Origin of the sequence: Mangrovimonas spongiae (assembly GCF_003944795.1) — a bacterium.
GTDB lineage: Bacteria > Bacteroidota > Bacteroidia > Flavobacteriales > Flavobacteriaceae > Mangrovimonas > Mangrovimonas spongiae.
The window spans coordinates 58361-81778 of record NZ_RWBG01000001.1; the positions used below are offsets into that span (position 1 = coordinate 58361).

Consider the following 23418-nt stretch of genomic DNA (forward strand, 5'->3'; position numbering starts at 1 on the left):
TATTATTTACTTCGTATGAGTCGAACACTAACCTTCATTGTCTGTTTTTTAATGCTCTCTTGTCAACAGAAAAAGAAGAATTTAAATAACGAGATATTAAATACCACAAGAACCTCTCATGGTAAAAATCAGTTTGATACGTTACTAAATACTCAAGACTACTTAATCCTTGGAAATAAACTTTCCAAAGTAAAGGTTATTAGCAAAAATGACATTAAAAATTTCCCTTCTTATAAAACTTTGGCGCATTATCAATCTGATATAATTATAGGAGAAAACACCAGCCATAACAGTTTTAAAATATATAGAAAGTACCACCCAAAAATTTCTTTTAAAGATTTTCCTGCAGATGTTTTTAAAGGCCAATTAGCCGACCCAGATTTTTCAACAAACCCAGATGTAAAAAGTTTCATTACCAGAATTAAAAACGAATGTGCTAACGGAATAAACTTTGCTGGGCATTATACATTAGTAACTTGGGGTTGCGGTTCAACTTGCCAAAGTGGTGTTTTAGTTGACAGAAAAACAGGAAAAATATTTAGTGGGGTTGACACATCCTTAGGTTCAAAATTTAAAAAGGATAGTAAAATGATCATCAAGAATGTTGGCGCAATTAACACAACAACAAATTTAATTGAAGTCTGTGCTTACTGCGAGGTGAGTCACCATATTTGGACGGGAACAATGTTTAAAAAAATAAAATAGCATGGTATCGTATCACGTTAGGAATTACTATTAATTATGATTTTTCAAATGAAAAAAATCCAAAAAATTAGTGTTTTTAATTAAATTAGTAACTCAAAATAATAATTAGCTATAATCTAGAAAACCTCAATCAGAAATATAAAAATGTAATCCATGAGACTAATATTAACTACTATATTCTTATTTTTAAGTATCAAATCATTTTCTCAAAATGACTATAAAATACAGATCAATGATACTATTCTAGAAATTTCACTTGACAAACAGTATAACATCACTCTAGACAAAAAAGAAATACAGTTTAAAATTATTTCTAAAGACACACTTATTTATAATGACGATTTATTTAGTTTCAACTATTCTAAGGATTATAAAGTTTCTCAGACGATAATAGATGAAGGAATAAAACAATTTATGATAATGACAGCTGAGGGATCAGGAATATTAATTCAAAAGTACTCAACAATAAACCCGACCATGCTAAATGAAATGATGATAGCTGAAGTAACAAAAGAAAGTTTAAATTATGGTTTCACATTACAAAGAGAAGACTATTCCAGAAACCTAAAATCTGGACAAAAGATTGATGTTGATAAAGCTATTCTAACTTATAAAGACGAGACTAATATTTATGAAGTTGCTACTATAGGAGAAAAAGATGAAGGAATCCTTATTATGACTATGATAATGGATAAAACTATGAGTAAACAAGGAAAAAAAATAATTGAGTTGATGTGGAATTCACTTACATATAAAAAATAGCAAACAACAGAATAGCCGATATTTTAATACACAGTTATGTAATAAAAAGTGTAACTTTAGCTTAACTAACCTTAAACACATTATTATGAAAGCACTAAAAACAGTTATTGTTACATTATTACTTTGCTTAGTTTTTTCATGTAACTCCAACAAGGAAACTCTTTACGGTAGCACTTGGGAATTAGAATATATTTCTGGACCCCGCATAGCTTTTAATGGCTTATACCCAAACAAAAAACCACAAATCACCTTTAATAAAGATAGCCAAAAAGTAGAAGGCAATAACAGTTGTAATGGGTATTCAGCTGAATATACAATAGATGGCAACACAATATCTTTTGGCGAACCAGGGCCTACCACCATGATGTTTTGTGGTCAAGGCGAAAAGGTCTTTTTAACCACCATAAAAAAGATAAACAGTTATAGTTTTGATGCCAATGGCAAATTGAATTTAATGATAGATGATATTACCATGATGCGATTTCATAAAACACAAAAACCATGAAAAGAATAACACTATTATTAGGTATTTCCCTAATTTTATTGTCCTGTGGCAATAAGAAAAAACACAAAGAAGATACGACGACAACTAACACGACTTTAGCCGACTCAACTTCTCAAATAACAACTCCTGTAGCTAAACAAAAATTAGCGCCAGATATGTATTTTAAAGCGCAAGGGACAGAACCCTTTTGGCAAATAACACTATCTGATAAAATGATTAAATTAAACATTTTAGAAGATTCTATTATAACACCTCACACTACTCCCGTAAAAGCCCAAGATGCTAACGTAAAACGTTATAATTTACATACCGAACTGGCAGAAATGACCATTACAATAAGTTATAAAGAATGTATAAACGCTATGTCTGGTTTATCGTCTCCATATTCAGTAACTGTAGATTATAAAAAAGGGGCAGATTCCACGTTTACAAAACTTAACGGCTGTGGAACATACATTACCGATTATCGTTTACATGATATTTGGGTTCTGGAAACGCTACATAATGAAACTGTTACCACTACCGATTTTAAAAAGAAACTGCCGTCTATTGAAATTAATACCACAACCAATACGTTTTCTGGATATGCTGGTTGTAATACGATGCGTGGAGCGCTTTTTTATGAAAAAAATCTATTGCGTTTTACAGATATAATCACTACGAAAATGATGTGTGCCAATAATAAAGAAAATGATGTTATAAAAGCACTAAAATCGGCCACAAATTATTCTATAAAAAATAATAGGTTGCACTTATTCAATCCTAATGAAGAACTATTAGTTTTTAAAAAAATAGATTAATTACGTGAGAAATTTCAAGATTCTGTTACTATTAAGTATTGTGTTTTTTAGCTGTAACAACACTAGAAAAAAACAGATAACTTCCGAAAAAACCTATCCCGATATCACCATTGTTGGTGCCATGAAAAACGTGATGTGGAAAGGCGAATTAGGTAGCAGTATCACTCTCGATACTATTTCTAACAAAAATGGACTTTATGGACTTGGCCCCGTAAGTTATTTGACAGGAGAATTACTAATTAATAATGGAAAAAGTTATGTGTCGAGAGTCACTTCCGATTCGACTATGCTAGTTGACAAGCAATTTGATGTTTCGGCACCATTTTTTGTATATGGCAATGTCACAGAATGGCATAAAATTAAATTACCTTCTAACATTAAGACCATTCATGATTTAGAAAAATTTATCGACCACAAAACCGTAAACTTTAAAAGACCTTTTGCTTTCAAATTAATTGGAATGGTTTCTAACGCCACAATACATATTCAAAATTTACCAAAAGGCACTAAAGTATCTTCTCCAGATGAAGCACACCAAGGACAAACAAATTATGAATTGAAAAATGAAACTGTAGAAATAGTAGGTTTTTTCTCAACAAAACATCAAGGTGTTTTTACGCATCATGACTCCTTTTTACATATGCATTTAATAACCCAAGATGAGCTTAAAATGGGCCATTTAGATAATGTAAACATAAAAAACATGACATTGTACCTCCCAAAACAATAAATCCAGCTTTAAAAAAACTGGATTTATTACTTCAAACTTTATCTTAATAGAAGATTGATTAAAAATCTACAACGTCGCCATGGAAACAAGCGTTATAAATATCTTTTAGCTCTTCAACTGTTGGTTTTCTAGGGTTAAAACCTGTACATGGATCTACAAAAGCGTTATTTGCAATGTAATCTAAGTTCTTTTCCCAATCTTCTTGAGAAATTCCAAACTCTTTAATAGTTGCTATATTGTTTACTTCAGAACGTAAACCTTCAACAGCTACAGCAAGGTCTTCTGCAGTTTCTTTACCAATTACTTTGGCTAAGTCTGGAAAACGATTAGACACTTTTGCGTTATAACGAATTACATTAGGTAAGAAAATAGCGTTTGATGCGCCATGCGGAATACCATAAAGTGCTCCCACTTGGTGAGATAATGAGTGTACAATACCTAACCAAGCATTATTAAAGGCTAACCCTCCCATAAAAGAAGCATCGTGCATATTTTGACGCGCTTTAATATTTGTTGGGTTATTTACAGCCTCCTTTAAATTATCAAATACAATTTCTAAACCACCTTTTGCTAACGCATCTGCATAGTTATCATCAATATTAGATACATAAGCTTCCACACAATGTGTTAGGGCATCTAATCCTGTATTTGAAGTTACATTTGCTGGCATTGTAGCACAAATTTCTCCATCTACAATAGCAATATCTGGTGTTAGCTCATAAGATACAATAGGATATTTAACGCCTTTTTCGCGGTCTGTAATCACAGCAAGACCCGTAGTTTCTGTTCCTGTTCCACTTGTAGAAGGAATAGCAATAAATTTTGCTTTGTTTCTTAGTGTTGGTACAGAGAAAGGCTTTGTCATGGCATCAAAATCAGCATCTGGGTGTTCGTAAAATACCCACATCATTTTAGCGGCATCGATGGCTGAACATCCTCCTAAACCAATAATCCAATCTGGTTGAAAGTTTGCCATAACCTCAGCACCTTTCATACATGTAGCCGAAGATGGATCTTCTTCTACACCTTCAAAAATTTCTGTTTCTATACCAGCTTCTTTAAGGTAGGATACGGCTTTATCTAAAGAACCGCTTTTTCTCATCGAGCTTCCACCTGTTACTATAACTGCTTTTTGCCCTTTTACATTTTTTAATTCTTCGAGACTTCCTGCACTATGAAGTACTTCTCCTGCAATAAATAATTTACTCATCGTTTATATTTTTTTGATGAGGCAAAACTATTGGAGACAAGGCCGTTTTTAATTATAAAAAACTGCCTAATACTTATAAATTTGTGAAAGCTCTTCTTTTAATTCACTTGGCGTCTCTTTTAATTTAGCATAAACAAACTTGTTAAGTGCCGATGGCGAATCGAACCCTAATTCGTAAGCAATCTCTTTATGGTTCTTTCCAGAGAAAATAAGAAGTCTTTTTATCTCGGTAAGTATACGTTCGTGAATAATATTTAAAGCTGTTTGGCCTGTTTTGCTTTTACAAATTTCGTTGAGTTTTTTTGCGGTTATTTGTAGTTGATCTTTATAATACGTTACGGTACGTTTTGATTTAAAATTAGCTTCTATTAATGTTTTAAAACGCGCAAAATAATCTAACTCGCCTGGAGCTTGAAATCCTTGGTAGTTTTGGTGAGCAGCTTCAATTATTTCAAGTAGCATAATTTTTATATAAAACCGTATTTGTTCTTTTTTAATAGGCGATAAACTCTTGAATAAATCGAAAATTTGAATCCCATAATTATTAATTTTTAAAAAAGAAGTGTCATCTAATGTTACATGATTTAACTTATTCATTAAATCGTTGTTATAAGAAATGAGTTCGTTTTTTAATAAATCGGAACAAAATAAAACCTCATCAAACTGTATTATAATTCCTTTAGCTTGGTCCTGTATTTTTAAAGTGTTTATTTGATGCGGAAAAACAACAGATATTTCATTCTTTGACAGCTGAAAATTTTCATGCTCTATCCCTTGATTTACCTCACCTTCTTGTAAAAGTAAAACCTGAAAATAATCACTTCTGTGAAGTGTTTTTTCATTTTGAATACTTTTATCATCTAAACCTAATACATTAAACGAAAGACAAGGCGACTTTTTTTGATCGAAATATTCTTTAAGGGTATAATTAATAATTTCCATGTAGCCGTAAAATTTTTGGGATGCAAAGTTAGGCAGAAATCCTTCTAAAACGATACAAGTTTTAAAAAGTATTCGGTTTAAATAAGTATCTTTCATGACTATTAAAATCTACAAAAAAAATAGATGACGACTTTTGTAACCGTTTCAACATATATGTTTCCTCATGAACTTGCAATAGATAGAAGTAAACTAGAATCGTTTGGTATAGAATGCTTCGTAAAAGATGAGTTTACTATACAAACCCATAATTTTTTATCGAATGCTTTAGGCGGTGTTAAGCTTCAAGTTAAACAACATGATTATGATGCCGCTTTAAAAATTTTAAATGATAAGCCCGATTTACAAACTGAATACTCCCATAGCAGCATAACATGCCCCAATTGTGGTTCTGGAAACATTAAAGGGGTTGGTTTTAATGGAAAAGTATCTTTAGTTCTTTGGATAATAATCGGTATTCCTATCCCTATTTTTTCCAGTAAATTTTACTGTTTTAGTTGTCATCAAAATCATACTATTAATAAAGATATGTCATGCAACGGCCGAAAATAAAAGTACCCAAAACATCTTTTGATATTACTATTGAAATAACAACATGTTGTTTGCTTGCCTTTTCTGCAATTATTATAGCCTATCATTACGTCCAATTACCCAACAAAGTTCCTATATATTTTAATTGGCCAAGTAAAGACGCTAATGGTATGGGAGCAAAAAACTTACTTTGGGTTAGCCCTATTATTTCTAGCATTATTTGTTTGGCTGTTTTTAAATTAAACCAGTACCCTTGGATTTTTAATTATCCCACAACTTTAACTCAAGACAATGCAAAACAACATTATAAACTATCTACACGGTTACTACGGTGGATAAACCTTATTGTTGCTATAAGTTGTTTGGCATTAACTTTTGCGACCATTGCAACGGTATTATATCCCTCATTAAGCATTAATAATTTCCTGTTTCCAGCACTTCCAGTTTTATTTTTTCTTCCTTTACTTCTTTATTTAATTCAAGCATCAAAAATCAAATAATCTTTATAAAACGTTAAACTTTTCTATGCTATATAGTTAACTCGTTTCACAACATTATTTTTTGTATATTGCAGTACCCCTTTTAAGATTAATAGTTATGATAGTTTCCTTTAATGATGAAGTATGGAAAGATTTTTCCTTTCCAGAAAACAACCCTTTGGAATATTTTAAAATTTCCAATTATGGTCGTGTTGTTCGTGTAAAACATGGACAAGAAGACAAAGACGACAAATTATATCAATCAAGACCAGTAAATGGTTACGAAGTGATAAACCTAAAGCTTCCAAATGGGAAGAAAACAACGCGGTATTTGCACAAATTAGTTGCAGAGTTATTTATTGAAAACAGCGAAAATAAGCGGTTTGTAACCCATTTAGATTTCAATAAGAAAAATAATCATGTTGAAAACTTACAATGGATGACACATGGAGAATTAGGCAAACACCACGACAACAACCCAAAAGTGATAGAAGGTAAGGCAAAACGCAAAAAAAATATTCCTTACTCTAAACTTAGTGAAGCCAAAGTAAAATTAATTAAACGTAAAATATTTGATCCCAATAGAAGAACACGTTTAAAAATGATTGCCAAGCAATTTGGTATTTCTGAAATGCAATTATGGCGCATTAAATCCGGTGAAAATTGGGGGCATGTAACAGATTATTAAATCCCTTATGCAAAGGCAATGTTTGGAATGTGGCGACAAACTTATAGGACGTGTAGACAAAAAGTTCTGTAGCGATGCTTGTCGCAATACTTACAATAATAGATTAAATAAAGACTCTAAAAATCTTGTAAGAAACGTTAATAACCGACTTAGAAAAAATTACAGAATTTTAGAACAGCTTAACCCTAATCAAAAAACAAAAGTAAGTCGTTCCAAACTTATTGAAAAAGGATTTGATTTTAATTACATTACAACTCTTTATACCACAAAAGTGGGAAAAACGTATTATTTTGTTTACGACCAAGGCTATTTACCTTTAGAAGACGATTATTTTGCTTTGGTTAAGCGTGAAAACTAATAGGTTATTTCCACTTTTGTCCTTTTAATTGTAAGGCCGCTTTAAGAATATCTTTTTGACTTATTTGACCAACTAATTTACCATTCTCAAGAATAGGAAATCGGCGTATTTTTGAGTTAAGAAACTTTTTAGCTGCATCAAAAACGTCCATGTTGCCGTCTATAGTTTCTACTTGTTTTACCATACGGCTTTCTACATTATCTTGTGCCATTGGCATATTGTAGTAACGGCTTTCGCTAATTTGTTTTAAGCAATCACCTTCAGAAATTATACCCACCAACTCATTGTTATCATTAACAACAGGACCACCAGAAATTTTCTTTGTAATTAGTGTTTGAATAACTTCTTCAACAGATTGTTCAGGCTTAAACGTAATTAAGTCCTTTGTCATATAATCGCTTACTTTTATGGGCTCATGCTCAACATTACTTTGCTGTTGCTTCCTCGCCCCTTGAAAACTTTTTATACCCATGATTTTCAGTGTTTAGAGTTATCTAAATATAAGTTTTTTAATTGATTTTTCCTAAACATAATTTTGAATTCATGTTTCTATAATAATCCGTAATAAGTTGTATCTTTTTACCATAAATTTTGTTTTATGTTAAAAAAACTTGTCGCTTTTGCCTTACTTATTGGTGCTGTTTATTGGAGTTTCTATGTCTTGCTTCCCAATACTATTTCAGATTTAAATGCTAATGACAATACATTTTCTACACAACGTGCTTTAGTTCAACTTAAAGAAATTTCTAAATCACCTCATTATTTAGGAAATCAAGCACACACAAAAGTTAGAAACTATATTATTTCTGAATTAGAAAAACTAGGACTTCAACCCGAAGTTCAAGAAGGTTACTCTATAAGCCAATGGGGAAATTTATCTAAGCCTAAAAATATTGTGGCTAGAATACCTGGTACAAACCCTACAAAAGCCTTGCTTTTAATGTCGCATTACGATAGCAACCCACATTCTTCGTTTGGTGCTAGCGATGCCGGATCTGGCGTAGTTACCATTTTAGAAGGCTTACGCGCATACCTTAAAAGCAACACCCCAAAAAATGATATTATTGTATTAATTACTGACGGTGAAGAATTAGGGTTAAATGGCGCCGATATTTTTGTAAAACAACATTCGTGGGCAAAAGATGTTGGGCTAGTTCTAAATTTTGAAGCACGAGGAAGTGGCGGCCCTAGTTATATGCTTATTGAAACCAATCAAGGCAACGCCAATTTAATGAAAGGCTTTGTAGCGGCTAACCCTGAGTTTCCTGTAGCAAACTCTTTAGCTTATAGCATTTATAAAATGCTCCCAAATGACACCGATTTAACTCGCTTTAGAGAAGATGCCGATATTGATGGTTTTAATTTTGCTTTTATTGATGATCATTTTGATTACCACACGGCACTAGACACTTACCAACGTACCGATAGAAACTCGTTAGAGCATCAAGGAAGCTATCTCATGCCTTTGTTGAGTTACTTTGCTAAAACCGATTTAACACAAGTAAAAAGCAACGAAGATTATATTTACTTTAATGTGCCTTTATTTAAAACCGTTATTTATCCGTTTGCATGGAATATTCCTATGCTTATTATTGGTTTTGTCATCTTTATTTTACTACTTATTTATGGATTTAAACGTCGTGTTTTAAACTCTTCGAGTATTGGAAAAGGATTTCTTTCTTTTTTAATATCGTTAGGACTAACTGGAGGTTTAGGGTTTATACTATGGAAAACTATTTTGGCCATATTTCCGCAATACCAAGAAATGCTTCATGGCTTTACTTATAATGGGCATACCTATATTGTAGCCTTTGTTGGGTTATCGCTTACTATTTGCTTTTATATTTATCACAAGTTTTATGCAGAAAAAAACACAGCTAACTTACTTGTTGCTCCAATTACTATTTGGCTAGTTATATGCGCTTTTATTGTTTTTAAGTTAGAAGGTGCTAGCTTTTTTATTATTCCGGTATATTTTGCCCTTATAAGCTTATTTGTAATTATTAGACAACAAAAACCCAACCTTATTCTGTTAGCTTTATTAGCCTTTCCTGTAATAACAATCATGGCGCCTTTTGTAAAAATGTTTCCTGTAGGCTTAGGACTTAAAATCCTCTTTGTATCCTGTATTTTTGTAAGTTTAATTTTTGGATTTTTAATACCTGTTTTCGGGTTTTTTAAACATAAAAATCGATGGGCATTACTATTTTCTGTTATTGGATTATGGTTTTTAGGTTCAGCATTTTTAAATTCAGATTTTACTAATGAAACACCAAAACCTAACAGTTTAGTTTACATACTTGATGACAATAACAATACAGCTTCTTGGGCGACTTACGATACCATGTTAGATGAATGGAATAAAAGTAAATTAGGTAATTCACCTAAAGAAGCGCTTCCTTTAAAAGATTATACAGCTGCTAGCAAATACAGTACGGGATTTACTTATATGAATTCTGCTAAAGTTAAAAAACTACCAAAACCTATTGTTGATATATCTTGGGATACTATAATTAATGGAAAAAGAACGGTTGAATTATGTTTTAAATCGCAACGTCAAGCCGAACGCATTGAAGTTTATGCAGACACTACTTTAGTATTTAACAACGCCATTATTAATGGTGTAGAAGCACATAAAAACACACCATCAAACACTGTTTTTGGCAATCGAAAAAGCAAACGTTTATTTAGCTATTATATAGCTGATGATGAGCCTTTGGATATAGTTTTAACCATTCCAGCCAATCAAAAAACATCGTTGGAATTCTTTGAAGCAACATTCAATTTATTACAAAACAAGAGGTTTAACATCCCTAAACGCCTTGATAATATGATTCCCAAACCGTTTGTATTAAACGATGCTGTAATTGTTAAAAAAACTGTCACTTTAGATTAAATGGAAATCCGTATTAATTTTAGTAGTTTTGGCACTTAAAATTTGAGACATGAAACAGATTACGACATTGGTTTTATTGGTTTTAGGGTTACACAGTATGGCACAAAACCAAACCAATTTAAAAACACATTACGAAGCTTTTTACAAACAAATGAAAGCCCAAGGTGATGCCAGAGGAATTATAGATGGTTTAACACATTTAAACATCCTAGATCCATCGACAAAACGACAAGACACCTTAGCTTATGTTTATATGAGCGAAGGCATGTATATGCAAGCCTTAAATACTATTGGCGTTGAAAAAAACACAACCGATTCTGATTTAGCTGTAGAAATTAAAGCGGTGTCGTTAAAAGCTATTGGGCAATCGCAAAAGGCTATAGAACATTTTGATGTTTTGTTTAAAAGAAATCCAAGTACAACTGTAGCATACGAATTGGCAGAGCTTAATATGCAAAATCAAAATCTTATACAGGCAACAACATTTGTAGACTATGGGTTAGAAAACAGTAAAGACGATATGTACAAAGCCTACTACGAAACCCAACAACCTTATCGTGTGCCTTTAAAAGCTGGGTTTTTATATTTAAAAGCTTTAGTTACTTTTAATAAAAACAAAAGCACCAATATAGACAAAGCCATTACTTTTTTGGATGAGGCACTAGCTTTAGCACCTAATTTTAATTTAGCACAATTAAGTAAAGACGCTTTAATAGGGCAAAAGCCTAAAACGGAAGACTAATTCAACTAAAATGAATTAAAATAAAAAGAGCGGCAAAAATGCCGCTCTTTTTATTTTTTAAAGAAACTATTATTACCAAATTTTCACACGATCTTCTGGTGCTAAATACATACTATCTGTTTCTTTTACATTAAAGGCTTTATAAAAACCATCAACATTCATTAACGGCATAGTAGCTCTATACATTCCTGGAGAATGGGTATTTGTTTTTATCTGGCTTCTTAAAGCATCTTCTGTATACTTAGTTCTCCAAACGGTTGCCCAAGACATGAAGAAGCGTTGCTCTGGTGTATACCCATCAATTTTTCCTGGATCCCCATTTTCTTTTAAGTACAATTGCAGTCCGTCGTAAGCAGCATTAACACCACCTAAATCACCTATATTTTCTCCTAAAGTATATTCGCCATTTAAATTAACATCTGGCAAGGCTTTTACATTACTATACTGATCTGATAATTGTTTTCCTAAAGCGGTGAATTCTTTTAAATCTTCATCTGTCCACCAGTTGTTTAAGTTTCCATCGGCATCATATCGTGATCCCGAATCGTCAAAACAGTGAGAAATTTCATGACCAATAACAGCTCCTATTCCACCGTAATTAACAGCCATATCGGCTTGATAGTTATAAAAAGGTGGCTGTAAAATAGCCGCTGGAAATACAATCTCGTTATACGGAGGCATAAAATAAGCATTCACAATTTGTGGTGCCATAAGCCACTCGCTTTTATCTACTGGTTGTCCTAAATCGGCTAAATCTTCTTGGAAATTCCATTTTGACACATTTTTCATGTTATCAAAATAACTTCCACCGTCTTCAACACTAGAAATTTCTAAACTAGAATAATCTTTCCATTGGTCTGGATAGGCAATTTTAACCTTCATTTTCTTAAGCTTTTCAATTGCTTTTTCTTTGGTTTCAGGTTCCATCCAGTCTAGATTATTAATACGGTTTTCAAAAGCTATTTTAATATTGTCAATCATATTTTTAGCTTTTGTTTTAGCTTCTGGCGGAAACTTTTGGTCTACATAAAGCTTCCCTAGAGCTTCGCCAATGGTTCCGTTAATAGTATTTAAGGCACGCTCTTCTCTATCGCGTTGCTTTTTCGACCCTCTTAAATCTCTACCATAAAACTCCCAGTTTGCTTTGTCTATTTCGGTTGATAGCAATCCTGCTGAGCGACGTAATAATGTCCAGTCTAGGTAATTTTTCCAGTCTTGTACATGTCCTTTTTTTAGTATTTCATCGAGCGCTTTAAAATAGCCTGGATCGGTTACTATAACCGTATCGATTTCTTTTACGCCTATGCCGGTTAAATATTTTTCCCAATCTACAGTAGGTGTCATAGCGTTTAATTGCTCTAAAGATTTTGGATTGAAACGCTTACGTGCATCTCTACGGTCTTCTTTAGTCATTCTTGGTTTAGCCATGCTTGTTTCAAAAGCTAAAATACTGTTTGCTTTTTCTTGAGCTGTAGCTTCATCTTCACCTATATATTGCAACATTTTAGCAATGTGCTTACGGTATTTTTCTAGTTTTTCTTTCGTATCGGCATCTTCGTCAACATAATAATCGCGACTTAACCCTAACGATCCATTACCTAAATAAGCAGCATTTAAATCGCTGTTTTTAGGATGCGACCCAACGCCAAAACCAAAAAATCCAGCACCTCCTGCTGGCTCCATTTCAATTAAGAAATCTTCAAGGTCATCTATATTTTCAATAGCATCTATTTTTGCTAAATAAGGCTCTAATGGTTTAACACCTTGCTCGTCTCTTGATGTTGTATCCATGATAGTTTGAAAAAGCTGCACGGCCTTTTCTTGATCTGATCCTGGTAAAACGTCAATCTTATTAAGGTCTTTATCATCGGCCATAGCTGCTTTTAAAATGCCTAAAGCGTCTTCATCGGTTTGTTTTCTTAACTCATCAAAACTTCCCCAGCGTGTTCTATCTGATGGTATCTCGTTGTTATCTAGCCATGTTCCATTAACATGTCTAAAGAAATCTTCTCCTGGAGTTACCGATTTATCCATGTATTCCAGATTAATTCCTGGAACAGCTTCTTCCTCGACTACTGCAACGTCTTTTTTATCGTCTTGTTTACAAGATGTTAAAGCTGCCATGGCAATAACGGGAACAATTAAAAATTTATTCATTTTAGTGTTCATTTGTTAGTAGTTTAAATTATAGCTTACAATTTACCAATATTTTGGTTGTTTTGAAGATTTTAGGTGTAGAGATTAACATAATATTAATAAAAAAGCTCCTCTTTAAAATGAGGAGCTTTTTAAGTTTATGTTTAAAATAGGTTTAATTTATTATTAACTTTTTGGTGACTTTTCTGTTGCCTTCCTTTAAATTAAGTAGATAAACACCTGAGGATAATTGACCTATATTTAAAGTGTATTTGTTTGTTGTAGGTTGAATATTTTGCTCTTGTAGCACTATTTTTCCTGTGATATCGACTATTGAAACATCGAATGGTTGTGGTTGCTTCATAGAGATATTTACATACCCCAAAGATGAAGGATTAGGATATACTTGAAAATGGTTAACATGAGTATCGTTTACACTTAAAACACCTGCTACTTCAAAATTATCTATAATAACGCCTTCCTCCACAACGGCTTGATCTGAATGAAACACAAAACGAAACATGATATTACTTTCTGATGCAAATCCAGATAGGTCGTAGCTGTATTGTATCATTAAAGGATTAGTTCCTGTCCATTGTGCTCCTGGGCAGTTAAAACACGTATTATTTTCACCTTCGGCAGTATCGCTATTATACCAATTGGGATCGTTTGCTGTTCCCAACACATCCCAAGAGGCTCCAGAATCTGTCGAGTATTCGATATAAACAATATCCCAATCTTCTTCTAAATTATAAGCCATGTTAAACTTTAATTCAGGATTATTTAATTGGGTTAAATCATAGCATCGTGATACTAAATGGCTTTTTATATTATTATCATAATCTCCTGATAAGTTTGTGCCATAAACTTGGGTTCCAGAAGTTGTTGAATTTAATAAAAGTCCTGTAGGAACACCACGTTCCCAATAACCTCCACCACAGTTCCCGCCATCGCTCACTAAAAGATCATCCGATGCTGTTTCGAAAGTATTAACTTGGTTTACTTCGCCAGATAAATTGGTATAAAAACTTTTAATCTGCTTGTTGTTTGACCCATAAGAATCGTTAAAAAATGATGAAATTACTTCTAATTCATGATTACCAATAGCATTTATATTTAGTGTTGGCAATGGTATTGTTGCTGTTTCTCCTACTGGAATATTTCCACTCCAAGTAAAGGTGTTTAAAGAGCCATCTAGAGTATAGTCGACATCTACAGAAGTTACTGAAGTTGTTCCTAGGTTTTCTACTTCAATATTAATACCATCTAAGGTATTTCCACAATTAAAGCTAGCTTCTAAACCTAAAATAGCTGTAAGTGCAATCTCATTAGCAACGGTTTCGGTTTGCAAGTTTGATTGCCAAATCCCTCGCCCATAGGTTGCTGCGGTAATTTTATTATCGTTGGTATTAATTTCTAAATCGGTTATAGAGACTGTTGGTAAACCAATATTAAAAGGTTCCCAGTCTTGTGTGGTATCATCATATCTATAAACCCCTAAATAAGTCCCTAAATAAAGGGGATTTTGGGTGTGTAAATCTTGATGTTTTATCACATTTTTTGTTACTGCTGGTAAGCTTCCTGTAATATTTGAAAAACTCACACCACCATCAATCGATTTATAAACACCTCCATTTAGTCCAGAAGTTGTCACATACAAAATATCGCTATTTCCATTATTAACCTCTATAGAAGTAATATTGGAAGGGAAATTTTGAACAGTAGCAAAACTAACTCCTCTGTTAGTACTTTTTCTTAAAGATGAATTGATCGCGATGTAAATATTATCTGGGTTTAAATCGTCTATTTCTAATTTATCTATATTCTCTCCAAAACTTGGCGACACAACTTGCCACGAAGAACCACATAGTTTATATAGGCTTGAAAATCCAGCATATAGTTCGCTTTCGCTATTCATAACTAAAGGCGTTACCCAATTTCCTTGTTCACTATCGGGACTATTAATTTGAGCGTTTAATCCTCCTCCTGCAGAATCAGACACATTTAAACTTCCTCCAAATTGTGTAAAACCATAATACATATCTGGATTAGCCGGATCTATTGCTGTATCCATACCATCGGCGCCATAATAGTTTTGCCATTGATTGTTATTAAGAGCGTGTCCGCCGTTATCTTGCAAGCCTCCAACCATCTTATCTGATGTTTGTTTAGAGACTGCAATTTTATAAAATTGGCTTATTTGCATGCCCTCGGTTAGGTCTGTAAAATTTGCTCCAGAATCGGACGATTTATAAAAGCCGCCATCTGTTCCAGCATACAACTCCCCATTAAAAAATCGTAATAAATGAATATCTGCATGCGTGTAACTCGCGCTAAACGGTGCGTTCCAGTAATTTAATTTTGTAAAACTTGTTCCGCTGTTTGTCGTCTTCCAAATATTAAGGACGCCAACATAAACTTCGTTTTCATCTACATCTGATACTGCCATGGCCATATCGTACCAAGCTTGGGTGCTTTCAAAAATATCGCCAACTGTAGCTTGCGAAGCTGTTTCGGTAAAACTTGTTCCAGAATTTGTTGATTTAAACAACCCTCCAAAAGCGTTATTCCCGTCAGCTGAAAGCACATAAACAACATTAGAACTTGCTGCTGTTACATCGATAACCAACCTAGAAGAAGTAAAAGGTAGACCTTGACCTATAATAGAGCTAAAGCTATCACCTTCATTGGTCGACTTATAAAAAACACTCGGTGATACCGCGTAAATAGTATTTGGGTCTCCTGGTTTTAGTTTGATATCTTTAATATTGCCCGAAAGAGTATTAGTCCATGTAGTTCCTGCATCTATAGATTTATACACACCACTATTGGTTGCTACCCATAAAATATTGGAGTTTGAAGGGTGAATATATATATCGTTCATCGATGAAGGTGAATTACTGGTATTTAATCCTGTTGTATTCCATGTTAAACCACCATCTGTCGATTTTAAAACGCCTACACTGTAAGAATCCCCAGCGTCATCATCACCTGTAGCAATATAAATGGTATTTGAATCGTTATAATCTATTGCAATTCCAGAAACACCTATTTGTGGTAAATTATCTGTAGTTGTTGTCCAAGTGCTACCTGCATCTGTTGACTTCCACAACCCACCAGCGGGAGCTCCAGAATAATATACATTTGGGTTATTAGGGTCTACCGTAATGGCATTTACCCGACCTTGACCAGATGACCAAGATCCTGTATTTGTATGCTCGAATGGTCCTATTGGGTACCAATTACTTTCATCTATTCTATTAGAGTTACGCGCCTGTGCGTTTTCCCAAGTGGCCCACAACTCATAGGATGTTGGTAAAACACCTTCTTCGTCTACAAAATTTTGCCAGTAATTTTGCCAACGTTTAAACGGCTTAAATCCACTTCCTTTAGTATTTGGATTTCTGGTTTCCCAATACGTATTAAAAGCAGTAACAATTTCGTTAAACGTAACTGGGTTATTAGTGGTACTTCTTTGATTAATGTTTAGCTCTTGCATCCAAGGGGCATCTTGGTTAAATTGTGCATTAGCCATGAAGACACATAATAATGCGCCTAAAAATAGTATCTTTTTCATTTTTTTGTTTTTCACAAAAAACAACATTAGATGCTGTTGCTTTTTTTATAAAATTTCTCAAAAATAGGATAATTATTAACAAAACCTTAAAAACAATTAAGGATATTTAATCTGCTGAATTAGACAGGTTTTTCAATTTTTTGAGATTCTCTTTCTAATTTCTTATTCATTTGAAACTTTAAATTAGAAAAGGATTCAAGTAGTGTTTTTAATGACTCTGTAATAGCATCTTGTTTACTATTGGAAAGGTTTATCAAGCTTTCAAATTTATAAAAAGCATTTTCTAAAGATACTATTCTAGCTTCAATCGAAGGAGAGTTTAGTTGTTTTGGTAGAGAGGTTTTAAAATCATTTAATAAAGCCTCTAAAGTTTCATGATTTCCCATAAAAAATGACGTATCGCCATTCTTTACATTGTCTATAATATTACTAAGTTCGTTATATTTTCCCCAATCTTGGGTTATCTTTTTTACTTTAGCATCAAGTTCAAACTCTGTTATATTAATGCTATTTATCTCATTTTTAGTTAGTTTGTAAGAGGTGGGTTCTTGGGTACTTTCTGGTGTATTATTTTGCTCTTGACCACAAGAAAAAAACAACATTAAAAGACAAATTACAACTAGTTTTTTCATTTAAAAACGCTTAGAATTACAAATATATTGATTTCGTGATTTATACGTCTATAATGAGCGATTTTAATATATTTTTAAGGCATTTAAGACAAAATATTTTTACTTTTGAGCCCCTAAAATTTGGTAAATGACTCCTAAGATTTTAATTATTGGCGCTTGTGGGCAAATTGGTTCTGAGTTAACGTTTAAACTCAGAGAACTTCATGGCAACGACAATGTAATTGCCAGCGATATTAATTACAATAATTTAAGTGTTGTAAATTCTGGCACATTCGAAATAGTTGATGCACAAGATTACGCTTCAGTAAAAGATTGTGTTGAAAAGCATGATATTAATACCATTTATTTAATGGCCGCCATGCTAAGTGCTACAGGAGAAAAATACCCTATGAAAGCATGGGATTTAAACATGAATTCCTTATTTCATGTGTTAAACCTAGCCAAAGAAGGCTTTATAAAAAAAGTGTTTTGGCCATCTAGTATTGCAGTTTTTGGCCCCACAACACCTAAAGATAATACACCCCAACATACCATTGTAGAACCTTCTACTGTTTATGGTATAACCAAACAAGTTGGCGAACGTTGGTGCGAATATTATCATAAAAACTACGGAGTTGATGTACGAAGCATTCGTTATCCAGGTATTATAAGTTGGAAAACGCTTCCTGGTGGTGGCACTACAGACTATGCAGTAGAAATTTATCACGAAGCTTTAAAAAATAACACTTATGAGTGTTTCTTATCTGAAGACACCAAACTTCCTATGATGTTTATGGACGATGCCATAAAAGCTACCGTAGATATTATGCATGCCAACAATAGTGCTATAAAAATAAGGTCGTCGTATAACTTAGCTGCCGTAAGCTTTACGCCTAAAGAGATGTTTAAAGCCATACAAAAACATATTCCTGACTTTACAATTACTTACAAAACAGACTACAGACAGGACATTGCAGACACTTGGCCAAAAAGCATTGATGATTCTCACGCTAGAAACGATTGGAACTGGGAACACTCCTTTGATTTGGATGCCATTACCAAGGAAATGCTAGATAATTTATCCAAATCTTAAATTGGTTGGGTTTTCTTTTTTGTTTAATTTTCTTACTTTGCCCGCTTCGCGTATTTAACCAAAGTAAATTTAAACATGAAAAAAAACATTGTTCTTTTAATTCTAAGTCTTTTTTTAGGATTAACGGCCTATTCACAATCTAACAATACATCTTCAGAATATTCATATGAAGTTGGTAAGCCTTACGAAGTTATTGATGGAAAAAGAAAATTCTTTGTTCACAATGATAAAATGGTTGCCATTAAAATGCGTAGAAGTTCTGTTTATGTACAACAGTTTAACACCAACTCTTTAGAAGAAACGATAAGAAAAGAGTATAAAGAAGATTATTTTCTGCCTAAAAATTATCACCCAGAGAAAATGCTTCAATTTAATGATAAGATCTATTTTTTCTACTCATCTTGGTCAGATGAAACACAACACGACCGTTTATTCTACAATACTATCGACATAAACACATGTGAAATAGACAAAAACTCGGTTAAAGTTCTAGATATAGAAGGAGAATTAGGCGGCTCCTTTTTTACAACCATGCATATTATGGGATTACAAATCTCTAAAGGCATGAAATTTGACTTTTTAACCTCTCAAGATGATGGTAAACTTTTAATCCAATACAGAAAAAAACCTGAAGTAAAGCGAGATGTTAAAAGTTACGACATTATAGGTGTTAATGTTTTTAATACTAACGACATGTCTTTAGACTGGAGTAAAGAATATAAAATGCCTTATACCGAAAGGCGTATGGATTTACTCGATTTTGCTGTAGATAACGAAGGAAAAGGCTACATTCTCACAAAAGTTTTTGGCGATGATAGTAATGATGATAAAAAGAAAAAAAGAGACGAAAATGCTAACTATCACATTGAGCTATTTAGGTTATTAAAAGGCGAAACCAATATAGCCAAAACCAAAATAGAACTAGACAAAATTTTTATAAACGGTATTAGCCTATTTGAAACGAGTAACAACCAAATATATTGTGCCGGATACTATAATAAAGGGCTTTTAAAAGGAAGTTTTATAAGTAAAAAACATAATAAAGATAGCGCCGATGGAGTTGTTATTTTTAAGCTATCTAAAGATGGTGAAATTTTAAAATCAGTCACCCATGAAATTCCTCTAGATGTTATAAACCTATACATTAGTAAAAGGGCTAAAAAAAGAAATAATAAAAAGGAAAACGATGAAGGTGCCGAACTTCAAAATATGGTTTTAAGAGATTTTGTTATTCATAATAATGGATCTGTCACTTTAATAGGCGAACAATTTTATGTTGTAAGACATCACTCGCAATATACAGGTACTTATTACTCCTACCACTACGAAAACATATTAGCCGCTAAAGTAAATGCTGATGGCTCTTTAGCATGGTTTAAAAAAATACCTAAAAAACAAGAAGGTAACTATAGTCAAGGAGGTATGTCGTACACATACCTTACAACACCTAACGATTTGTTTTTGTTATTCTTAGATAATGTGAAAAATATGGATTTACCTGAAGATAAGTATCCTTATAAACATACCGACGGTAAAGGAGGCTATTTAACGTCTTACAAAATTAATTTTGATAGTGGAAACATGTCTAAAAGTAGCGTTTTTGATACACGAAATCTTACCGATGAATTTGTAGCAGAAAAATTTAATACCAATCGTGTTATAAAAACATCTGATACATCGTTTATTGTTGAGTTTTACAAGAAGAGAAAAGAAGATGTTCTTGTAAAAATTGGTCTAAAATAACTTATAAAAAGAACAAGCGAGTAGTTACCTATTCGCTTGTTCTTTTTCCATATTAATTAAATGAGCTAAATTAGCCACAATTCGTTTATGCTTTCTTACAAATGGATTGGTTTTATCCCACACATATCCAGCTAAAACAGCACATATTTGTTTTTTAATGTCTGGATTTTCTGGTCGGTGAAAAAATAAAGTTTGTAAATTTCCCGTATACCATTCTTCAACATAAGTTCTAAAAACATCTACGCCATACGTTATATAATCGGCGTATTCCTTTTCCCAATCGACAGTTTCCCCTTGTAGCTGTTTTGCAATTAACTTTGCCGAACACAAAGCCGATTCGGTAGCAAAAGTTACTCCAGATGAAAATACGGGATCTAAAAACTCAGCACTATTTCCTGTTAACACAAAACCGTTTCCATAAAATTTAGTAACAGCTTTGGAATAATTTCGAATACAAATAGGATCGAATTCAAAGTCTAATCCAGAAAAACGTTTTTTATAATACTCAGAGGTTTCTATCATCTGTTTCATACGCTCTGTAGTTGTTCCTTCAAAAGAATCTATAAATTCATTTTTACCTACAAACCCTAAACTGGTTATACCATTAGAAAACGGAATTACCCAAAACCACGTATCTTTATCTAATACATCAAACGTAATCATGGTACCTTCCTTACCTTCTGGTCTTTTTAGGTCGTTAACATGTGTAAAAATAGAAGAATGTTCTGGCATACTAGAAGGTTTGTCTAAACCTAACAGTCTTGGCAAAACACGACCATAACCACTAGAGTCTACAATAAACTTTGCCTTAACTTGATACGCTTCTCCTTCGGCATTTTTTATGGTCGTTTGCGAGCTTCCATCGTCGTTAAATATAACATCAACAACCTCATGCTGAAAAGCAATATCAACACCTCTTTTTATAAGTTCTTGCGCTAAAGTATTATCAAAATCGGCTCTAGGCACTTGCCAGGTCCAATCCCAGCCTTCGGTATGTTTTTTACTAAAATCGAAATGACACACAATATCATCTCTTAAAAATCGTGCACCAGGTTTAACCTCAAAACCTTCGGCTTTTAAACAATCTAAAAGCCCCACTTCTTGAAAATGATCCATACATCTAGGCAACAAACTTTCGCCAATAACAAACCTTGGAAACTGGCTTTTTTCGACAACTTTCACATTAATTCCTTGGCGATGTAAATAGGCTGCAGAAACACATCCAGAAGGTCCTGCACCTATAATTAAAACATCTGTGCTTATAGAGCTCATAGTCATAATAGTATATTATTCATATATTATTTTAAATTTGCAATCCAAAATAACTATTTTAGTTTTAGTTTTTAAAGTTTTACACAAAAAAATAACCCAACCAATAAATTAATGCTAACATTCAACGGGACATTAGAAATAGCAGATTTCTATAAAATCATTTTTGAAAATCAACAAATCACTATAGATGAATCGGTTATTGAAACCTTAGATAAAAGTTTCAATTTCTTAAAAAAATTCTCTGAAAACAAAGTTATATACGGTGTAAACACGGGGTTTGGGCCAATGGCTCAATATAAAATTAAAGATTCCGAACGTATTCAGCTACAATACAACCTTATACGCAGTCACGCCTCTGGAACGGGACAACCTATCCCGCCTATGTATGTTAAAGCAGCTATGGTTGCTAGAATGAACACTCTTTCGTTAGGAAACTCTGGGGTGCATAAGTCGGTTGTAAAACTTATGGCCGAATTTATTAATAGAGACATTACTCCTTTAATTTACGAACACGGTGGTGTTGGTGCTAGTGGCGATTTGGTACAATTAGCCCATTTAGCCTTAGTGCTTATAGGCGAAGGCGAAGTGTTTTATAAAGGTGAAAGACGCCAAACTAAAGACGTTTTTGACATTGAAAACTTATCGCCTATTTCTGTCGAACTTAGAGAAGGACTAGCCTTAATGAATGGAACCTCGGTTATGACGGGTATTGGCTTAGTTAACACATTATATACTCGCCGTTTGCTTAACTGGATGACAGCCTGCTCGGCTGCTATAAATGAAATTGTTAAGGCTTACGATGATCATTTGTCGTTAGAATTAAACAACTCTAAAAAACATAAAGGGCAACAGCAAATTGCTCAAAACATGCGTGAGCATTTAAAAGATAGTCAGCTAACTAGAAAAAGAGAACATCATCTTTACTCTAAAAACGAAGACGTTTCTGTTTTTAAAGAAAAGGTTCAAGAATATTACTCGTTACGCTGTGTTCCACAAATTTTAGGACCTGTTTTAGACACGTTAAATAGTGTTGAAAAGATTTTAATAGAAGAAGTTAACTCTGCTAACGACAACCCTATTGTAGATGTTGAAAAACAACATGTATATCACGGTGGAAACTTTCATGGAGATTATGTATCGTTAGAAATGGATAAATTGAAGCTTGCTGTTACTAAACTTAGTATGCTTTCAGAACGTCAATTAAACTACTTACTTAATGCGAGATTGAACGATATGCTCCCACCATTTGTTAATCTGGGTGAGTTAGGTTTAAACTTTGGTATGCAAGGCGTGCAATTTACGGCAACGTCAACTACAGCCGAAAACCAAATGCTTTCAAACCCAATGTATGTTCACAGTATTCCAAACAACAACGATAATCAAGATATTGTAAGCATGGGAACCAATGCAGCGCTTATTACAAAAAAAGTAATTGAAAACGCTTTTGAGGTTGCTGCTATAGAACTTATCACAATTGTTCAAGCCATTGAATATATGGACGTAAAAGATAAAGTTTCGGCAAAGACAAGAAAAATTTACGATGAAATTCGAGAGATAGTTCCTATATTTACCAAAGACGTTGTTATGTATCCGTACGTTAACAGCGTTAAAGAATTTATCATAAATCATAAAAGCTATTAA

General features: G+C 33.2%; 21 protein-coding genes. 14 read left to right on the top strand and 7 right to left on the bottom strand.

What is annotated here, in order from left to right; genetic code table 11:
• The first annotated feature begins 51 nt into the window (after positions 1–51).
• The 5 genes from EJA19_RS00285 to EJA19_RS00305 all read left to right on the top strand — a co-directional run bounded on the left by EJA19_RS00285 (position 52) and on the right by EJA19_RS00305 (position 3502).
• Positions 52–705: a hypothetical protein gene (locus EJA19_RS00285; RefSeq protein ID WP_158611338.1), complete on the top strand. Its 654-nt coding sequence runs from the start codon at positions 52–54 to the stop codon at positions 703–705.
• Positions 706–858: 153 nt separating this feature from the next.
• Positions 859–1467, top strand: a complete 609-nt coding sequence (locus EJA19_RS12695; protein ID WP_125466343.1) for a hypothetical protein — start codon at positions 859–861, stop codon at positions 1465–1467.
• A gap of 85 nt (positions 1468–1552) precedes the next feature.
• Positions 1553–1972, top strand: coding sequence for an META domain-containing protein (locus tag EJA19_RS00295; protein ID WP_125466344.1), 420 nt, complete (start codon positions 1553–1555; stop codon positions 1970–1972).
• Positions 1969–2772: an META domain-containing protein gene (locus EJA19_RS00300; RefSeq protein WP_125466345.1), complete on the top strand. Its 804-nt coding sequence runs from the start codon at positions 1969–1971 to the stop codon at positions 2770–2772. The genes EJA19_RS00295 and EJA19_RS00300 overlap by 4 nt, the downstream gene beginning before the upstream one ends.
• A 4-nt stretch (positions 2773–2776) precedes the next feature.
• Positions 2777–3502, top strand: coding sequence for an acetolactate decarboxylase (locus EJA19_RS00305; protein WP_125466346.1), 726 nt, complete (start codon positions 2777–2779; stop codon positions 3500–3502).
• A 58-nt stretch (positions 3503–3560) separates the two neighbouring features.
• Here EJA19_RS00305 and EJA19_RS00310 read toward each other — a convergent pair whose 3' ends face one another.
• A complete protein-coding gene (locus EJA19_RS00310; protein ID WP_125466347.1) occupies positions 3561–4712 on the bottom strand; it encodes an iron-containing alcohol dehydrogenase in 1152 nt (383 codons plus the stop codon).
• 66 nt (positions 4713–4778) lie between these two features.
• Complete coding sequence (locus EJA19_RS00315) at positions 4779–5750, bottom strand: helix-turn-helix domain-containing protein (protein WP_125466348.1); 972 nt, start codon at positions 5748–5750, stop codon at positions 4779–4781.
• Between the two features lie 27 nt (positions 5751–5777).
• On the opposite strand from EJA19_RS00315, the gene EJA19_RS00320 reads away from it, so the two are divergent.
• The 4 genes from EJA19_RS00320 to EJA19_RS00335 all read left to right on the top strand — a co-directional run bounded on the left by EJA19_RS00320 (position 5778) and on the right by EJA19_RS00335 (position 7707).
• Complete coding sequence (locus EJA19_RS00320; RefSeq protein ID WP_125466349.1) at positions 5778–6203, top strand: putative signal transducing protein; 426 nt, start codon at positions 5778–5780, stop codon at positions 6201–6203.
• The gene (locus EJA19_RS00325; protein ID WP_125466350.1) at positions 6185–6682 is read left to right on the top strand and encodes a DUF1648 domain-containing protein; all 498 of its coding nucleotides are present in this window, start codon (positions 6185–6187) and stop codon (positions 6680–6682) included. The genes EJA19_RS00320 and EJA19_RS00325 overlap by 19 nt, the downstream gene beginning before the upstream one ends.
• 97 nt (positions 6683–6779) lie before the next feature.
• Positions 6780–7349: an HNH endonuclease gene (locus tag EJA19_RS00330; protein WP_125466351.1), complete on the top strand. Its 570-nt coding sequence runs from the start codon at positions 6780–6782 to the stop codon at positions 7347–7349.
• 7 nt (positions 7350–7356) lie between these two features.
• Positions 7357–7707: a hypothetical protein gene (locus EJA19_RS00335; RefSeq protein WP_125466352.1), complete on the top strand. Its 351-nt coding sequence runs from the start codon at positions 7357–7359 to the stop codon at positions 7705–7707.
• Positions 7708–7711: 4 nt separating this feature from the next.
• Here EJA19_RS00335 and EJA19_RS00340 read toward each other — a convergent pair whose 3' ends face one another.
• On the bottom strand, positions 7712–8179 hold the full coding sequence (locus tag EJA19_RS00340) for a CBS domain-containing protein (RefSeq protein ID WP_125466353.1): 468 nt from the start codon (positions 8177–8179) through the stop codon (positions 7712–7714).
• A gap of 126 nt (positions 8180–8305) precedes the next feature.
• On the opposite strand from EJA19_RS00340, the gene EJA19_RS00345 reads away from it, so the two are divergent.
• On the top strand, positions 8306–10603 hold the full coding sequence (locus EJA19_RS00345) for a M28 family peptidase (RefSeq protein ID WP_125466354.1): 2298 nt from the start codon (positions 8306–8308) through the stop codon (positions 10601–10603).
• Positions 10604–10652: 49 nt separating this feature from the next.
• Positions 10653–11345: a tetratricopeptide repeat protein gene (locus EJA19_RS00350; RefSeq protein WP_125466355.1), complete on the top strand. Its 693-nt coding sequence runs from the start codon at positions 10653–10655 to the stop codon at positions 11343–11345.
• A gap of 72 nt (positions 11346–11417) precedes the next feature.
• Here EJA19_RS00350 and EJA19_RS00355 read toward each other — a convergent pair whose 3' ends face one another.
• From EJA19_RS00355 to EJA19_RS00365, 3 genes are all read right to left on the bottom strand, one after another.
• Positions 11418–13502, bottom strand: coding sequence for a M13 family metallopeptidase (locus EJA19_RS00355; protein ID WP_240640172.1), 2085 nt, complete (start codon positions 13500–13502; stop codon positions 11418–11420).
• 154 nt (positions 13503–13656) lie between these two features.
• Entirely contained in the window at positions 13657–17058 is a 3402-nt protein-coding gene (locus tag EJA19_RS00360; protein ID WP_125466357.1) for a T9SS type A sorting domain-containing protein, read from the bottom strand.
• 119 nt (positions 17059–17177) lie between these two features.
• The gene (locus EJA19_RS00365) at positions 17178–17690 is read right to left on the bottom strand and encodes a hypothetical protein (protein ID WP_125466358.1); all 513 of its coding nucleotides are present in this window, start codon (positions 17688–17690) and stop codon (positions 17178–17180) included.
• 127 nt (positions 17691–17817) lie between these two features.
• On the opposite strand from EJA19_RS00365, the gene EJA19_RS00370 reads away from it, so the two are divergent.
• A complete protein-coding gene (locus tag EJA19_RS00370) occupies positions 17818–18762 on the top strand; it encodes an NAD-dependent epimerase/dehydratase family protein (protein WP_125466359.1) in 945 nt (314 codons plus the stop codon).
• A 75-nt stretch (positions 18763–18837) separates the two neighbouring features.
• Positions 18838–20505, top strand: a complete 1668-nt coding sequence (locus EJA19_RS00375; protein ID WP_125466360.1) for a hypothetical protein — start codon at positions 18838–18840, stop codon at positions 20503–20505.
• 24 nt (positions 20506–20529) lie between these two features.
• On the opposite strand, the gene EJA19_RS00380 is transcribed toward EJA19_RS00375, so the two are convergent.
• Complete coding sequence (locus EJA19_RS00380; RefSeq protein ID WP_125466361.1) at positions 20530–21777, bottom strand: NAD(P)/FAD-dependent oxidoreductase; 1248 nt, start codon at positions 21775–21777, stop codon at positions 20530–20532.
• Positions 21778–21888: 111 nt separating this feature from the next.
• On the opposite strand from EJA19_RS00380, the gene EJA19_RS00385 reads away from it, so the two are divergent.
• A complete protein-coding gene (locus EJA19_RS00385) occupies positions 21889–23418 on the top strand; it encodes an HAL/PAL/TAL family ammonia-lyase (protein WP_125466362.1) in 1530 nt (509 codons plus the stop codon).

Excerpts from the sequence above, each read along its gene's own strand:
- EJA19_RS00340 (WP_125466353.1), bottom strand. The coding sequence starts at position 8,179 with ATGGGTATAAAAAGTTTTCAAGGGGCGAGGAAGCAACAGCAAAGTAAT.
- EJA19_RS00335 (WP_125466352.1), top strand. The coding sequence starts at position 7,357 with ATGCAAAGGCAATGTTTGGAATGTGGCGACAAACTTATAGGACGTGTA.
- EJA19_RS00365 (WP_125466358.1), bottom strand. The coding sequence starts at position 17,690 with ATGAAAAAACTAGTTGTAATTTGTCTTTTAATGTTGTTTTTTTCTTGT.
- EJA19_RS12695 (WP_125466343.1), top strand. The coding sequence starts at position 859 with ATGAGACTAATATTAACTACTATATTCTTATTTTTAAGTATCAAATCA.
- EJA19_RS00330 (WP_125466351.1), top strand. The coding sequence starts at position 6,780 with ATGATAGTTTCCTTTAATGATGAAGTATGGAAAGATTTTTCCTTTCCA.
- EJA19_RS00310 (WP_125466347.1), bottom strand. The coding sequence starts at position 4,712 with ATGAGTAAATTATTTATTGCAGGAGAAGTACTTCATAGTGCAGGAAGT.
- EJA19_RS00355 (WP_240640172.1), bottom strand. The coding sequence starts at position 13,502 with ATGAATAAATTTTTAATTGTTCCCGTTATTGCCATGGCAGCTTTAACA.
- EJA19_RS00320 (WP_125466349.1), top strand. The coding sequence starts at position 5,778 with ATGACGACTTTTGTAACCGTTTCAACATATATGTTTCCTCATGAACTT.
- EJA19_RS00375 (WP_125466360.1), top strand. The coding sequence starts at position 18,838 with ATGAAAAAAAACATTGTTCTTTTAATTCTAAGTCTTTTTTTAGGATTA.
- EJA19_RS00350 (WP_125466355.1), top strand. The coding sequence starts at position 10,653 with ATGAAACAGATTACGACATTGGTTTTATTGGTTTTAGGGTTACACAGT.
- EJA19_RS00325 (WP_125466350.1), top strand. The coding sequence starts at position 6,185 with ATGCAACGGCCGAAAATAAAAGTACCCAAAACATCTTTTGATATTACT.
- EJA19_RS00295 (WP_125466344.1), top strand. The coding sequence starts at position 1,553 with ATGAAAGCACTAAAAACAGTTATTGTTACATTATTACTTTGCTTAGTT.
- EJA19_RS00300 (WP_125466345.1), top strand. The coding sequence starts at position 1,969 with ATGAAAAGAATAACACTATTATTAGGTATTTCCCTAATTTTATTGTCC.
- EJA19_RS00315 (WP_125466348.1), bottom strand. The coding sequence starts at position 5,750 with ATGAAAGATACTTATTTAAACCGAATACTTTTTAAAACTTGTATCGTT.
- EJA19_RS00385 (WP_125466362.1), top strand. The coding sequence starts at position 21,889 with ATGCTAACATTCAACGGGACATTAGAAATAGCAGATTTCTATAAAATC.
- EJA19_RS00360 (WP_125466357.1), bottom strand. The coding sequence starts at position 17,058 with ATGAAAAAGATACTATTTTTAGGCGCATTATTATGTGTCTTCATGGCT.
- EJA19_RS00380 (WP_125466361.1), bottom strand. The coding sequence starts at position 21,777 with ATGAGCTCTATAAGCACAGATGTTTTAATTATAGGTGCAGGACCTTCT.
- EJA19_RS00285 (WP_158611338.1), top strand. The coding sequence starts at position 52 with ATGCTCTCTTGTCAACAGAAAAAGAAGAATTTAAATAACGAGATATTA.
- EJA19_RS00370 (WP_125466359.1), top strand. The coding sequence starts at position 17,818 with ATGACTCCTAAGATTTTAATTATTGGCGCTTGTGGGCAAATTGGTTCT.
- EJA19_RS00345 (WP_125466354.1), top strand. The coding sequence starts at position 8,306 with ATGTTAAAAAAACTTGTCGCTTTTGCCTTACTTATTGGTGCTGTTTAT.